The sequence below is a fragment of the Dyella sp. PARNA 12/25 genome, assembly GCF_055702865.1.
This window is the reverse complement of record NZ_JBVQCI010000002.1, coordinates 516807-528959: the sequence shown is the minus strand read 5'-3', so window position 1 is coordinate 528959 and position 12153 is coordinate 516807. Positions and strand designations below refer to the sequence as shown.

The window sequence follows — 12153 nt, the reverse complement described above, 5'->3', positions numbered from 1 at the left end:
AGTTGCCATGCTGCAACCTAAGCGAACCAAATTCCGTAAGCAGTTCAAGGGCCGCAACGACGGTCTGGCTTTCTCCTCGAACCTCGTCAGCTTTGGCGAGTTCGGTCTGAAGGCCACCACGTTCGGCGCGCTGACCGCGCGTCAGATCGAGGCCGGTCGTCGTTGCATCACCCGCTTCGTCAAGCGTGGTGGCAAGCTGTGGATCCGCGTGTACCCCGACAAGCCCATCACCAAGAAGCCCATCGAAGTTCGAATGGGTGCCGGTAAGGGTGGCGTCGAATACTGGGTCGCTCCGATCCAGCCGGGCCGCATGCTGTATGAAATCGAGGGTATCGACGAAGCTACCGCACGCGAGGCGTTCCGCCTGGCCGCGGCCAAGCTCTCGGTCCAGACCCAATTCGTGACCCGGGCGGTGATGTGATATGGCCATCAAAGATCTGACCACCAAGACGGCCGAAGAGCTGAATAAGCACCTGCTGGACCTGCGCAAGGAGCAGTTCAACCTGCGCATGCAGAAGGGCACCGGCCAGCTCAACCAGCCGCACCAGCTGCGCCGCGTTCGGCGCGACATCGCCCGCACGAAGTTCGTGCTCGGCGGCAAGAAGTAAGGGACGGCCGATATGAGCGACAACAAGAAGCAGACGCGTACCCTCGAGGGCCGCGTCATCAGCAACAAGATGGACAAGACCGTGACGGTCCTGATCGAGCGCCAGGAACAGCATCCGCTGATTGGCAAGATCATCCGCCGTTCGACCAAGCTGCACGCGCAGAACGACCTGGGTGCCAACGAAGGCGACCTGGTCCGCATCGCGGAATGCCGTCCTCTGTCCAAGACCAAACATCACCGCGTGGTCGAAATCATCACGCGCGCTAACGTCTAAGGGAGGGTGCAGACATGATCCAGATGCAAAGCACGCTTTCCGCGGCCGATAACAGCGGTGCCAAGGAACTTATGTGCATCAAGGTGCTCGGCGGCTCCAAGCGCCGTTACGCCGCGATCGGTGACGTGATCAAGGTCACCGTGAAAGATGCCATTCCCCGTGGCAAGGTGAAGAAGGGTGAGGTGTACAACGCCGTGGTGGTTCGTACCGCCAAGGGCGTGCGCCGTCCCGATGGCTCGCTGATCCGTTTCGACGGCAACGCAGCGGTCCTCCTCAACAACAAGCTCGAGCCGATCGGCACCCGTATCTTCGGGCCGGTCACTCGCGAGCTGCGCAGCGAGAAGTTCATGAAGATCGTCTCCCTCGCGCCCGAAGTGCTCTGAGCGGAGTCCAGACCATGAACCGTATCCGCAAGGGTGATCAGGTCCTCGTGATCACCGGCAAAAACAAGGGTCAGCGCGGCGACGTGCTGCGCGTTGATGGCGAGCGCGTGTTCGTCTCCAACGTGAACCTGGTCAAGCGTCACACCAAGCCGAACCCCCAGGCCAATCAGGCTGGCGGCATCGTCGAGCGTGAAGCTTCGATCCACATCTCCAACGTCCAGCTGTTCAACTCCGCCACGGGCAAGGGTGAACGCGTTGGCGCCAAGACGCTCTCTGATGGGCGTAAGGTGCGCGTGTTCAAGTCCAACGGCGAAGTTGTGGACGCGTAAGGAATAAATATTATGACGACGCGTCTTGAAACGTTTTACAAAGACCAGGTAATGAAGAAGCTCACTGAGCGCTTCGGTTACCAGAACGTGATGCAGGTTCCCCGCATCACCAAGATCACGCTGAACATGGGCGTGGGCGAAGCCGCCGGCAACAAGAAGGTGCTTGAGAACGCTGTGGCCGACATGGCCAAGATCTCGGGCCAGAAGCCGATCCAGACCAAGGCCCGCGTGTCGGTTGCCTCGTTCAAGATCCGCGACGGCTGGCCGATCGGTTGCAAGGTCACCCTGCGCCGTGCCCAGATGTGGGAATTCCTCGATCGCCTGATCAACATCTCGCTGCCGCGTACGCGCGACTTCCGTGGTGTGTCCGGTCGTGCCTTCGATGGCCGTGGTAACTACAACTTCGGCATCAAGGAACAGATCATCTTCCCGGAAATCGACTTCGACGCCGTCGACGCGATGCGTGGTATGGATATCTCCATCACCACCACCGCCAAGAGCGACGAAGAAGCCAAGGCGCTGCTGGAAGCTTTCAGCTTCCCGTTCCGCAACTGATAAACGCGAGAGATCACTATGGCAAAGACCTCGATGGTCAACCGCGATATCAAGCGGACCAAGCTCGTCAAGAAGTACGCCGCCAAGCGCGCTGAACTGAAGGCAATTGTGCTGAGCCCCACCGCCTCCTACGAGGAGAAGATGGAAGCCCAGTCCAAGTTGCAGAAGCAGCCGCGTGATGCGAGCCCGGCACGCCAGCGTACGCGCTGCGCACTGACCGGCCGCCCGCGCGCCGTGTACCAGAAGTTCGGCCTTGGCCGTAACAAGCTGCGCGAAGCCACCATGCGTGGTGACGTTCCTGGCCTGCGCAAGGCCAGCTGGTAAGACCCCAAACTGGGCGGGGTAGGGCGCCGATCTGATTCGGCATGATCCAACCCCGTTCCGATGCAGCGGCAGGCCTTGGCCTGCCGCTGTTGGCGCGATTACGCGCCGTTATTCGCAAAGCCGGAAGAATGCTGCTATAGTCGTCGGTCTGCGTACCCGCAGGTCGGCCCTTGGCCGGCATACAACTCAAAACAGATTTCCGGTTTTTCGGATATCGGTGCACTCTGAAGGATGTTTTCATGAGCATGACTGATCCCATCGCCGATCTGTTTACGCGCATCCGCAATGCCCAGCTCACGGGCAAGCAGGCCGTAAACATGCCGTCGTCGAAGCTGAAGGTGGCCATCGCCAACCTTCTCAAGAACGAGGGCTATATCCTCGACGCCAAGGCCTCCACCGTGGAAGGCAAGCCGGTGCTCGAGATCAAGCTCAAGTATTTCGAAGGCCGTCCGGCTATCGAATCCATCACCCGTGTCAGCCGTTCCGGTCTCCGCGTCTACCGCGGTAAGGACGAGCTGCCGAAGGTCCTCGGTGGCCTGGGTATCTCGATCATCTCGACTTCCGCCGGTTTGCTGACCGACGCGCAGGCCCGTGCTAAGGGTCTGGGCGGCGAAGTCATCGGCCAGGTCGCATAAGGAGTCGACGATGTCCCGCGTTGCCAAACAGCCGATTACCCTGCCGAAGGGCGTTGAGATCAACATCGACGCCGCTGGCATCTCCGTCAAGGGCCCGAAGGGCACCCTGGCGACCCACGCCCTGCCGGGCGCTTCCGTCACCGTCGACAACGGCGTGGCCAACATCGTCGTCGCCGAAGGCGCTGACGACAAGTTCGGCGGCACGCTGCGCGCGCTGCTGGCCAACATGGTCAAGGGCGTGTCCGACGGTTACGAGCGCAAGCTCGAGCTCGTCGGCGTGGGCTACCGTGCCTCCATGGCCGGTAAGTCGCTGAATATCGCCCTGGGCTTCTCGCATCCGGTCGTGTTCGAAGCGCCGGAAGGCATCACCATCGAAACCCCGACGCAGACCGAAATCCTGATCAAGGGTTCGGACAAGCAGCGCGTGGGCGAAGTGGCTGCCAAGATCCGTGGCTTCCGTCCGCCGGAACCCTATAAGGGCAAGGGCGTGCGCTACTCCGGCGAGAAGATCACCCTGAAGGAAGCCAAGAAGGCCTAATCGCCTATCCGCTTCCTGGAGAGAACACGATGAACAAGAACGAATCCCGCCTGCGTCGCGCCAAGTCGACCCGCTCGCATATCCGCAAGCTCGCCGTCGCTCGTCTGTCGGTGCATCGCACCGGTCAGCACCTGTACGCGCAGGTGTTTGCTGCGGATGGTCTGAGCGTGGTGGCTGCTGCTTCCACCGTGCAGAAGTCGGTCGCTGAGGGCCTGAAGGGCACCAAGAACCTCACCGCCGCTGCTGCCGTGGGCAAGGCTGTGGCTGAGCGTGCGTTGGCTGCCGGTATCGAGTCCGTGGCGTTTGATCGCTCGGGCTTCCGCTTCCACGGTCGCATCAAAGCTTTGGCCGATGCAGCTCGCGAAGCCGGCCTGAAGTTCTAAGCAGGTCAGGGTCAAGTGCCGGTCTCGGTCGGCACTTGAACCCACTAGTAGTACCTACAACTCCAAGCGGCTTAGCCGCAAGCAAAAGTCCCGGATAGTTCGGGCATACGGAAAAGAACATGTCTTCTACCGATCGCGAAAATTCAGACGGCCTGCTCGAGAAGCTGATTGCCGTCAACCGCGTGGCCAAGACCGTGAAGGGTGGCCGCCAGATGAGCTTCACCGCGCTGACCGTGGTTGGCGACGGCGAAGGCCGCGTGGGCTTCGGCTATGGCAAGGCGCGTGAAGTGCCGGTCGCTATCTCCAAGGCCATGGACCGCGCTCGTCGCAACATGGTTTCCATCGACCTGAACAACGGCACCCTGTGGTACGCCATCAAGGCCAACCACGGCGCAGCCAAGGTGTTCATGCAGCCGGCTTCCGAGGGTACTGGCGTCATCGCCGGCGGTGCCATGCGCGCCGTGCTGGAAGTGGTGGGCGTGAAGAACGTGCTGGCCAAGGCCGTCGGTTCGCGCAACCCGATCAACCTGGTCCGCGCGACCATCAAGGGCCTGCAGGCTGTTGCTTCGCCGAAGCAGATCGCTGCCAAGCGCGGCAAGACCATTGAAGAGGTGCTGGGCAATGGCTAAGAACGAAACCGCCGCCACCGTGCGCGTGCGCCTGGTCAAGGGCCTGCGCGGTGTGCAGAGCCGTCATCGCCTGAGCGTCAAGGCGCTCGGCCTGAGCAAGCTCAACGACGTCCGTGAACTGAAGGACAGCCCGCAAGTGCGTGGCCTGATCAACACGGTCTATTACCTCGTGCGGGTTGAGGAGTAATCACCATGCGTCTTAACGACATCAAGCCGGCCGCCGGTTCCCGCAAGACCCGCCTTCGCGTGGGTCGCGGTATCGGTTCGGGCCTGGGCAAGACCGCCGGTCGCGGTCACAAGGGTCAGCACGCTCGCGCGGGCGGCACCCACAAGTACGGTTTCGAAGGCGGTCAGATGCCGCTGCAGCGTCGCCTGCCGAAGGTCGGCTTCCGTTCGCTGAAGAAGAAAGAAAGCCAGGAAGTATTCCTGTACGAGCTGGCCGCCCTGAAGGTTGACGTGATCGACACGATCGCCCTGCACCAGGCCGGTCTGATCGACAGCCACGCCAAGAAGGTCAAGGTCGTCCTCAAGGGCGAGATCGGCCGCGCGGTGAAGCTGTCGGGCGTGCTGGCCACGGCCGGCGCCAAGGCAGCGATCGAAGCTGCCGGCGGCAGCGTGGAGTAATCACGTGGCGTCAGCCCAGGGCACATCGCTCGGATCGCTCGGCAAGCTGACGGAACTGCGTCAGCGCATCTTCTTCGTGATTGGTGCGCTGATCGTCTTCCGTCTCGGTTCCTTCATCCCGGTTCCCGGCGTCAATCCGGAAGCCATGACGAACCTCATCGAGCAGGGCGGCGGCCTGATGAACATGTTCAACATGTTCTCGGGTGGCTCGCTGGCACGCTTCTCGGTGTTCGCACTCGGCGTGGTGCCGTACATCTCTGCATCCATCGTGGTGCAGATGATGGGCTCGGTCGTTCCGAGTCTGCAGGCGCTGCGCAAGGAAGGTGAGGCGGGTCGTCGCAAGATGACCACCTACACCCGCTTTGGCACGGTCGGTCTGGCTGCCTTCCAGGCATTCGGTATCGCCGTAGCGCTGCAAAAGCAGGTGGCGCAGGGTGGTGCACCGGTGGTTTACACGCCTGGTATGGGCTTCATCATGGCGTCGATCGTTGGCCTCACGGCCGGCACGATGTTCCTGATGTGGCTGGGTGAGCAGATCACCGAGCGCGGCATTGGCAACGGTATTTCGTTGCTGATCTTCGCCGGTATCGTCGCCGGCCTGCCTGGCGCAGTGGCGCACACGCTGACCATGGCCAGCAATGGCGAGCTCTCCGTGATCAAGATGATCATGGTGGTGGGTCTGATCCTGGCGGTGACGGCGTTCGTGGTGTTCATGGAGCGCGCTCAACGGCGCATTACTGTGAACTACGCGCGACGTTCCGGCGGGCAGCGGGCCTACATGAACCAGACCTCGCACTTGCCGCTGAAGATCAACATGTCGGGCGTGATCCCGCCAATCTTCGCGTCGAGCCTGCTGATGTTCCCGGCGACCGCGGCAACGTGGTTCGGTCAGGGACACCAGTCGCGCTGGCTGACCGAGCTGACCCAGGCGCTGACCCCGGGTGAGCCCCTGTACGACATTGTCTTCGCGGTGCTGGTGATCACGTTTGCCTTCTTCTATACGGCGATCGTGTTCAACTCCCAAGAGACGGCGGACAACCTGAAGCGCTCCGGCGCCTTGATTCCGGGTATCCGTCCCGGCCGCTCGACGGCCGATTACATCGATAACGTGATGACCCGTCTGACCGGTGTCGGCGCCCTCTACCTGGTGCTGGTCTGTCTGGTTCCCTCGTTTATGCAAAAGGCGTGGCACGTCCCCTTCTACTTCGGTGGCACCTCTCTGCTCATCGTGGTTGTCGTGGTGATGGATTTCACTGCCCAGGTGCAGGCGCACTTGGTCAGTCACCAGTATGAAAGCCTGCTCAAGAAGGCCAACCTCCGCCGCAACTGATGGCTGCTGGGGTGGTGGGAAGTTGGTCTAAGTCGGAGGGCGGCGGTACCCCTGGTACCGCAGGGCTTTCCTGTTGGGTCGTTTACAGTTAGAATTGCGCGTTTACCGCGCACGAAACGCATCGGAGAAAGTACATCATGGCGCGCATCGCGGGTGTCAATTTGCCGGTCCAGAAGCATGTCTGGGTTGGCCTGCAGAGCATTTACGGGATCGGCCGCAGCCGGGCCAAGAAGGTCTGCGCGGACGCAGGCGTGGTTCCCACCACGCAGATCAAGTCCCTGAGTGAAGGTGAAGTCGAAAAGCTTCGCCACGAAATCGGCAAGTACGTCGTCGAAGGTGATCTTCGTCGCGAGGTGGGTATCGCCATCAAGCGTCTGATGGATCTGGGTTGCTACCGCGGTCTGCGTCATCGCCGTGGCCTGCCGGTGCGCGGCCAGCGCACGCGTACCAATGCACGCACCCGTAAGGGTCCGCGTCGCGCCATCAAGAAGTAACGGATTCCGAACATGGCTAAGCCTGTCAAGACCAAGAAGAAGATCAAGCGCGTTGTCACGGATGCCGTGGCCCACGTGCAAGCCTCCTTCAACAACACCATCGTCACGATCACCGATCGCCAGGGCAACGCCCTGTCGTGGGCGACTGCCGGCGGCGCGGGTTTCCGCGGTTCGCGCAAGTCGACCCCGTTCGCAGCTCAGGTTGCCGCCGAAAAGGCCGGCCGTGCTGCAGGCGATTACGGCGTGAAGACCGTGGAAGTCCGAATCAAGGGCCCGGGTCCGGGTCGTGAGTCGGCCGTGCGTTCGCTGAACGCCCTCGGTTACAAGGTTCTGAACATCATCGACGTCACGCCGATTCCGCATAACGGCTGCCGTCCCCCCAAGAAGCGTCGAGTCTAAGGAGCATACCCATGGCACGTTATCGTGGAGCTACCTGCAAGCTCGCCCGCCGCGAGGGTGCAGATCTCAGTCTGAAGAGCCCCGCTCGCGCTATCGATTCGAAGTGCAAGCTGGAAAACAAGCCCGGCCAGCATGGCGCCAACAAGCGCATGCGCATGTCGGACTACGCGCTGCAGCTGCGTGAAAAGCAGAAGGTCAAGCGCATCTACGGTGTGCTCGAGCGCCAGTTCAGCAACTACTACGCCAAGGCGTCGACCCTCAAGGGCAACACCGGCGAGAACCTGCTGCGCCTGCTCGAAAGCCGTCTGGACAACGTTGTTTACCGCATGGGTTTCGCGGTTACCCGCGCCCAGGCCCGTCAGCTGGTCGGCCACAAGGCTGTGCTGGTCAACGGCAAGAAGGTGAACATCCCCTCGTACCAGGTTCGCGCCGGTGACGTGGTGGCCCTGACCGAACGCGCTCGCACTCAGCTGCGCGTCCAGGAAGCGGCAACCGTGTTCGACACCATGGACCTGCGTCCGCAGTGGGTCGAAGTCGACAGCAAGAAGTTCGAAGGTACGTTCAAGGCGATGCCGGACCGCGGCGACCTGCCGACCGACATCAACGAGAGCCTGATCGTCGAGCTCTACTCGAAGTAATCAACCGGAGCCCTGCATGGCAGTATCGTCAACTAGCGTGCTGCGGCCTCGCGGCCTCAGCGTCGAGCAGCTCGGAGCCAACCGCGCCAAGGTGGTGGTGGAGCCGCTCGAGCGTGGTTTCGGCCACACCCTGGGCAACGCGCTGCGTCGCGTGCTGCTCTCCTCGATCCCTGGCTCTGCCATCGTCGAGGTGGAAATTGATGGCGTGCTGCACGAATACACCACGCTTGAGGGTCTGCAGGAGGACGTGATCGAAGTCCTGCTGAACCTTAAGGACGTGGCAATTCGCCAGCACACGGGTGACGAAGTCACCCTGACCCTGTCCAAGAAGGGCAAGGGCGTGGTCACCGCCGGCGATATCGCCGTCGATCACTCGGTGGAAATCATCAACCCCGAGCACGTGATCTGCCACTTGACCAAGGACATCGCGCTCAACATGCGCTTGAAGGTGCGTCGCGGCGTCGGCTATCAGCCGGCCAGCGCGCGCCAGCACCCGGACGATGAAGCTCGTCCGATCGGTCGCCTGCAGCTCGACGCGTCGTTCGCGCCGGTGCTGCGTGTGGCCTACGAAGTGGACGCTGCCCGTGTGGAACAGCGCACCAACCTCGACAAGCTGGTGCTGGATATCGAGACCAACGGCACCATCGGTGCGGAAGACGCGGTTCGCAAGGCCGCTGAAATCCTCAACGATCAGCTGTCGGTGTTCGGTGACTTCTCGCGTCGCGAGAGCGCCACGGACAAGGCGGAGAAGGGCGGTTTCGACCCGCTGCTGCTGCGCCCGATCGACGATCTGGAGCTCACCGTGCGTTCGGCAAACTGCCTGAAGGCCGAGAGCATCTACTACATCGGCGATCTGGTTCAGAAGACCGAAGTCGAGCTGCTCAAGACGCCGAACCTTGGCAAGAAGTCCCTGACCGAAATCAAGGACGTGCTGGGTGGTCGTGGTCTGGCTCTGGGTATGAAGCTTGAAAACTGGCCGCCGCCGGGCCTTTCGCACGGCATGCAGCTGGGCTGATGTTCCAAGGCGACCGTTCGCGGTCGCCGGTAGTATCGGCAAACTGGCGAGCGACCTTCGGTGCGCTCGCCAGTTGCCAAAAGCGGCCTGAAAAGCCGCGCGAAGTTTCGGGCGACCGCCTTGGTTGCTTGGCATTGGCAGTCTGACGAGTGTTGATCCCTCGGATTTTGCAGACGCCCCAGCGGTCCATCCGGCCGCCTTGCTCAACAAGAGCCCGTACCACGAAGGGCTTCACCAGCGGGTAACCGCGGGAAGTCGGACATAACCGCCGACTTTTCATAACAACAGACAAAGAGAGTATTGCCATGCGCCACCAGAAATCCGGTCGCAAGCTCAACCGTACGAGCAGCCACCGCGAGGCCATGTTCAAGAACATGGCGTCGTCGCTGTTCAAGCACGAGCTGATCCGCACCACCTTGCCCAAGGCCAAGGAACTCCGTCGCGTTGCCGAGCCGCTTATCACGCTCGCCAAGACCGATGGCGTCGCCAACCGTCGTCTCGCCTTCGCGCGTCTGCGTGACAAGGAAGCCGTCGGCAAGCTGTTCATCGAGCTGGGCCCCCGTTACCGCGAGCGTCCCGGCGGTTACCTGCGTATCCTCAAGGCCGGCTTCCGCCCGGGCGACAACGCCCCGATGGCGTACGTCGAGCTGGTCGATCGCCCGCGCGGTGAGGAAGCTGCCGAGTAATCGGTTGCTCCAAGTGTTTCGCGAAACCCTGGCGGGGCAACCTGCCGGGGTTTTTGCGTTTCAGGGGCCGAGTTTCCTACGGCACGCATCCTGTAGGAGCGCACTTGTGCACGACATGAACATCCAGACCGTGTCTTAGACCGAGAAGAGGGGGCGATGCCGCGGTCGCGCATAAGTGCGCTCCTACAAAAACGAGGGGGACCGAAAAGGGGCGGGCTGACGGACGCCAGCTGACAGCGACGGGGCAAGTGGGTAATGTCGCGGTTTCGCATCGCAGCATCCCGGTCCCCATGAATCCCTTCCGCTGGTCGTATCGCGCCACCTACTTCGTCGGCTTCCTTGTCTGCGTGGCCCTGCTGGGCTTTGCGCTTTACGCCGAGCATGTGTTGAACATGATTCCGTGCCCGCTGTGCATCTTTCAGCGCATCGCATTCATGGTCATGGGCGTGTTCTTCCTGCTGGGTGCCTTGCATGCGCCGCGCGGCGGTGGCCGCTGGATCTACACCGGCGGCGTTCTGCTCGGCGCGCTGGGGGGGATCCTCACCGCAGCGCGGCACTTGTGGCTGCAAACGTTGCCGGCGGACCAGATTCCTGCCTGTGGCCCCAATCTCGGCTACATGATGGATACGTTCCCGTTCGCCAAAGTGCTAAAAATGGTGTTCACGGGTTCGGGCGAGTGCGCCAAGATCGAACCCGTGTTTGGCCTGCCGATGCCGGCCTGGACGCTGGTCTGGTATCTGCTGCTGGTGTTCGCGGCCGTGTATGCCGCCGCGCGCAAGCGCGCCTGAGCGGGTCAATTCGTCATGTCACACGCCATGCCTCTTGCACCGACATCGATGTACACCACCTCCGGCTGGGCGCCGGGCAGCTGGCAGCAGCGGCAGGCCCTGCAGCAGCCGCAATACGAGAACGCCGAAGAGCTTGGGCGCGCGATTGATCAGCTCGCTACGCTGCCGCCCTTGGTGACGTCTTGGGAGGTGCTGGCGCTCAAGCAGGCGCTCGCCGAGGCGCAAGAGGGCAAGCGCTTCCTGCTGCAAGGTGGCGATTGCGCCGAAAGTTTTGCCGACTGCACGAGCCCGGTGATTTCCAACCGCCTCAAGGTGCTGTTGCAGATGAGTCTGGTGTTGGTGCACGGGCTCAAGAAACCGGTGTTGCGCGTGGGGCGCTTCGCAGGGCAGTACGCCAAGCCGCGCTCCGCCGACACCGAGACACGTGATGGCGTGACCTTGCCCAGCTTCCGTGGTGACCTGGTGAACAGCCCGGCTTTCACCCCGGCGGCCCGCAGGCCGGACCCGCAGCGCCTGATCCAGGCGCATGCGCACTCTGCGCTGACCATGAATTTCGTGCGTGCACTGATCGATGGCGGCTTCGCTGACCTGCATCACCCGGAGTACTGGGACCTGGCCTGGGTGGAACACTCGCCACTGGCCGCCGAGTATCGGCGCATGGTGTCGGCGATCGGTGATTCGCTCCGCTTCATGGAAACGCTGGCCGGCCCCATCGCCGGGTTCTCGCGCGTGGACTTTTTCACCTCGCACGAGGCCTTGTTGTTGCACTACGAGGCCGCGCTGACGCGCCAGGTGCCGCGGCATCAAGGCTGGTTCAATCTGTCCACGCATTTCCCGTGGATTGGCATGCGCACGGCTGCGCTGGACGGCGCTCACGTGGAATATTTCCGCGGGATTCGCAATCCGATTGCGGTCAAGGTCGGCCCGTCGGTGACACCGGATCAGCTTCTGCCGCTGATCGACGCGTTAAATCCCGAAAACGAGCCAGGTCGCCTCACGCTGATTCACCGCATGGGCAACGGGCCGATCGGTACCGCCTTGCCTCCGTTACTGGCGGCAGTGAAGCGCGAAGATCGTCGGGTGCTGTGGGTGGCTGACCCCATGCACGGCAATACGGAGACCACCTCCAACGGCTACAAGACGCGACGCTTCGACAATATTCGCGGCGAACTCGATCAGGCCTTCGACATCCACGCTGCATCGGGCACGCGCCTGGGTGGTGTGCACCTCGAGCTAACCGGAGAGGACGTTACCGAATGCATGGGTGGTGCCCGCGACTTGAGCGAGGCCGATCTCGACCGGGCCTACAAATCCATGGTCGACCCAAGACTCAACTATGAGCAATCGCTGGAGCTCGCGATGCTGATCGTGCGCAAATCCGCCGGCTCACTTGCGGTCTGACCATCGCGCACCCATCAATCGCCCTGAGGCCCGGCACAAGCCGGGCTTTTTTTCGGTCGCTGACCCACGCAAGCATGACCATCGATCAGGATGAGCTGACCACTGTGCGGCGAGATTTCCT

Annotated in this window: 21 protein-coding genes; all 21 read left to right on the top strand. The window is 62.1% G+C overall.

Annotation, left to right across the window (positions count from 1 at the left end; translation table 11 throughout):
- Positions 1 to 7 precede the first annotated feature (7 nt).
- Complete coding sequence (gene rplP, locus AC0GUR_RS07100; protein WP_038620428.1) at positions 8 to 421, top strand: 50S ribosomal protein L16; 414 nt, start codon at positions 8 to 10, stop codon at positions 419 to 421.
- Between the two features lies 1 nt (position 422).
- Complete coding sequence (gene rpmC, locus AC0GUR_RS07095) at positions 423 to 608, top strand: 50S ribosomal protein L29 (protein WP_266183058.1); 186 nt, start codon at positions 423 to 425, stop codon at positions 606 to 608.
- A 12-nt stretch (positions 609 to 620) separates the two neighbouring features.
- On the top strand, positions 621 to 881 hold the full coding sequence (gene rpsQ, locus AC0GUR_RS07090; protein WP_324861385.1) for a 30S ribosomal protein S17: 261 nt from the start codon (positions 621 to 623) through the stop codon (positions 879 to 881).
- 14 nt (positions 882 to 895) lie between these two features.
- Positions 896 to 1264, top strand: coding sequence for a 50S ribosomal protein L14 (rplN, locus tag AC0GUR_RS07085; RefSeq protein ID WP_007513359.1), 369 nt, complete (start codon positions 896 to 898; stop codon positions 1262 to 1264).
- 14 nt (positions 1265 to 1278) lie between these two features.
- Positions 1279 to 1593 (top strand): 50S ribosomal protein L24, encoded by a 315-nt coding sequence (gene rplX / locus AC0GUR_RS07080; protein ID WP_472876755.1) that lies wholly within the window; start codon positions 1279 to 1281, stop codon positions 1591 to 1593.
- Positions 1594 to 1605: 12 nt separating this feature from the next.
- A complete protein-coding gene (rplE, locus tag AC0GUR_RS07075; RefSeq protein ID WP_324861381.1) occupies positions 1606 to 2148 on the top strand; it encodes a 50S ribosomal protein L5 in 543 nt (180 codons plus the stop codon).
- Positions 2149 to 2166: 18 nt separating this feature from the next.
- Positions 2167 to 2472, top strand: a complete 306-nt coding sequence (gene rpsN, locus AC0GUR_RS07070; RefSeq protein ID WP_472876754.1) for a 30S ribosomal protein S14 — start codon at positions 2167 to 2169, stop codon at positions 2470 to 2472.
- A gap of 239 nt (positions 2473 to 2711) precedes the next feature.
- The gene (gene rpsH, locus AC0GUR_RS07065) at positions 2712 to 3107 is read left to right on the top strand and encodes a 30S ribosomal protein S8 (protein WP_472876753.1); all 396 of its coding nucleotides are present in this window, start codon (positions 2712 to 2714) and stop codon (positions 3105 to 3107) included.
- Between the two features lie 10 nt (positions 3108 to 3117).
- Positions 3118 to 3645 carry a 50S ribosomal protein L6 gene (rplF, locus tag AC0GUR_RS07060; RefSeq protein WP_472876752.1) on the top strand — a complete coding sequence of 176 codons (528 nt, stop codon included), beginning with the start codon at positions 3118 to 3120 and terminating at the stop codon, positions 3643 to 3645.
- A gap of 29 nt (positions 3646 to 3674) precedes the next feature.
- Positions 3675 to 4028, top strand: coding sequence for a 50S ribosomal protein L18 (rplR, locus tag AC0GUR_RS07055; protein WP_472876751.1), 354 nt, complete (start codon positions 3675 to 3677; stop codon positions 4026 to 4028).
- A gap of 119 nt (positions 4029 to 4147) precedes the next feature.
- Entirely contained in the window at positions 4148 to 4657 is a 510-nt protein-coding gene (gene rpsE / locus AC0GUR_RS07050; RefSeq protein ID WP_472876750.1) for a 30S ribosomal protein S5, read from the top strand.
- Positions 4650 to 4844: a 50S ribosomal protein L30 gene (gene rpmD, locus AC0GUR_RS07045; protein WP_472876749.1), complete on the top strand. Its 195-nt coding sequence runs from the start codon at positions 4650 to 4652 to the stop codon at positions 4842 to 4844. Before rpsE ends, rpmD begins: the two co-directional genes overlap by 8 nt.
- Entirely contained in the window at positions 4844 to 5281 is a 438-nt protein-coding gene (gene rplO, locus AC0GUR_RS07040; protein WP_472876875.1) for a 50S ribosomal protein L15, read from the top strand. The genes rpmD and rplO overlap by 1 nt, the downstream gene beginning before the upstream one ends.
- Before the next feature lie 4 nt (positions 5282 to 5285).
- A complete protein-coding gene (gene secY, locus AC0GUR_RS07035) occupies positions 5286 to 6611 on the top strand; it encodes a preprotein translocase subunit SecY (RefSeq protein ID WP_472876748.1) in 1326 nt (441 codons plus the stop codon).
- A gap of 137 nt (positions 6612 to 6748) precedes the next feature.
- Positions 6749 to 7105: a 30S ribosomal protein S13 gene (gene rpsM / locus AC0GUR_RS07030; protein WP_019464879.1), complete on the top strand. Its 357-nt coding sequence runs from the start codon at positions 6749 to 6751 to the stop codon at positions 7103 to 7105.
- A gap of 12 nt (positions 7106 to 7117) precedes the next feature.
- Positions 7118 to 7504: a 30S ribosomal protein S11 gene (gene rpsK, locus AC0GUR_RS07025; protein WP_007513384.1), complete on the top strand. Its 387-nt coding sequence runs from the start codon at positions 7118 to 7120 to the stop codon at positions 7502 to 7504.
- Positions 7505 to 7515: 11 nt separating this feature from the next.
- Positions 7516 to 8142, top strand: coding sequence for a 30S ribosomal protein S4 (rpsD, locus tag AC0GUR_RS07020; protein ID WP_472876747.1), 627 nt, complete (start codon positions 7516 to 7518; stop codon positions 8140 to 8142).
- A gap of 16 nt (positions 8143 to 8158) precedes the next feature.
- Positions 8159 to 9157, top strand: coding sequence for a DNA-directed RNA polymerase subunit alpha (locus AC0GUR_RS07015; RefSeq protein WP_472876746.1), 999 nt, complete (start codon positions 8159 to 8161; stop codon positions 9155 to 9157).
- A 305-nt stretch (positions 9158 to 9462) separates the two neighbouring features.
- Complete coding sequence (rplQ, locus tag AC0GUR_RS07010) at positions 9463 to 9843, top strand: 50S ribosomal protein L17 (protein WP_472876745.1); 381 nt, start codon at positions 9463 to 9465, stop codon at positions 9841 to 9843.
- A gap of 290 nt (positions 9844 to 10133) precedes the next feature.
- Positions 10134 to 10631: a disulfide bond formation protein B gene (locus tag AC0GUR_RS07005; protein WP_472876744.1), complete on the top strand. Its 498-nt coding sequence runs from the start codon at positions 10134 to 10136 to the stop codon at positions 10629 to 10631.
- Between the two features lie 15 nt (positions 10632 to 10646).
- Positions 10647 to 12032: a class II 3-deoxy-7-phosphoheptulonate synthase gene (locus AC0GUR_RS07000; protein ID WP_472876743.1), complete on the top strand. Its 1386-nt coding sequence runs from the start codon at positions 10647 to 10649 to the stop codon at positions 12030 to 12032.
- Positions 12033 to 12153 lie beyond the last annotated feature (121 nt).

What these genes read in the sequence shown, in the direction of transcription:
- rplP (WP_038620428.1), top strand. Translation starts at nt 8, where the DNA reads ATGCTGCAACCTAAGCGAACCAAATTCCGTAAGCAGTTCAAGGGCCGC.
- rpmC (WP_266183058.1), top strand. Translation starts at nt 423, where the DNA reads ATGGCCATCAAAGATCTGACCACCAAGACGGCCGAAGAGCTGAATAAG.
- rpsQ (WP_324861385.1), top strand. Translation starts at nt 621, where the DNA reads ATGAGCGACAACAAGAAGCAGACGCGTACCCTCGAGGGCCGCGTCATC.
- rplN (WP_007513359.1), top strand. Translation starts at nt 896, where the DNA reads ATGATCCAGATGCAAAGCACGCTTTCCGCGGCCGATAACAGCGGTGCC.
- rplX (WP_472876755.1), top strand. Translation starts at nt 1,279, where the DNA reads ATGAACCGTATCCGCAAGGGTGATCAGGTCCTCGTGATCACCGGCAAA.
- rplE (WP_324861381.1), top strand. Translation starts at nt 1,606, where the DNA reads ATGACGACGCGTCTTGAAACGTTTTACAAAGACCAGGTAATGAAGAAG.
- rpsN (WP_472876754.1), top strand. Translation starts at nt 2,167, where the DNA reads ATGGCAAAGACCTCGATGGTCAACCGCGATATCAAGCGGACCAAGCTC.
- rpsH (WP_472876753.1), top strand. Translation starts at nt 2,712, where the DNA reads ATGAGCATGACTGATCCCATCGCCGATCTGTTTACGCGCATCCGCAAT.
- rplF (WP_472876752.1), top strand. Translation starts at nt 3,118, where the DNA reads ATGTCCCGCGTTGCCAAACAGCCGATTACCCTGCCGAAGGGCGTTGAG.
- rplR (WP_472876751.1), top strand. Translation starts at nt 3,675, where the DNA reads ATGAACAAGAACGAATCCCGCCTGCGTCGCGCCAAGTCGACCCGCTCG.
- rpsE (WP_472876750.1), top strand. Translation starts at nt 4,148, where the DNA reads ATGTCTTCTACCGATCGCGAAAATTCAGACGGCCTGCTCGAGAAGCTG.
- rpmD (WP_472876749.1), top strand. Translation starts at nt 4,650, where the DNA reads ATGGCTAAGAACGAAACCGCCGCCACCGTGCGCGTGCGCCTGGTCAAG.
- rpsM (WP_019464879.1), top strand. Translation starts at nt 6,749, where the DNA reads ATGGCGCGCATCGCGGGTGTCAATTTGCCGGTCCAGAAGCATGTCTGG.
- rpsK (WP_007513384.1), top strand. Translation starts at nt 7,118, where the DNA reads ATGGCTAAGCCTGTCAAGACCAAGAAGAAGATCAAGCGCGTTGTCACG.
- rpsD (WP_472876747.1), top strand. Translation starts at nt 7,516, where the DNA reads ATGGCACGTTATCGTGGAGCTACCTGCAAGCTCGCCCGCCGCGAGGGT.
- AC0GUR_RS07015 (WP_472876746.1), top strand. Translation starts at nt 8,159, where the DNA reads ATGGCAGTATCGTCAACTAGCGTGCTGCGGCCTCGCGGCCTCAGCGTC.
- rplQ (WP_472876745.1), top strand. Translation starts at nt 9,463, where the DNA reads ATGCGCCACCAGAAATCCGGTCGCAAGCTCAACCGTACGAGCAGCCAC.
- AC0GUR_RS07005 (WP_472876744.1), top strand. Translation starts at nt 10,134, where the DNA reads ATGAATCCCTTCCGCTGGTCGTATCGCGCCACCTACTTCGTCGGCTTC.
- AC0GUR_RS07000 (WP_472876743.1), top strand. Translation starts at nt 10,647, where the DNA reads ATGTCACACGCCATGCCTCTTGCACCGACATCGATGTACACCACCTCC.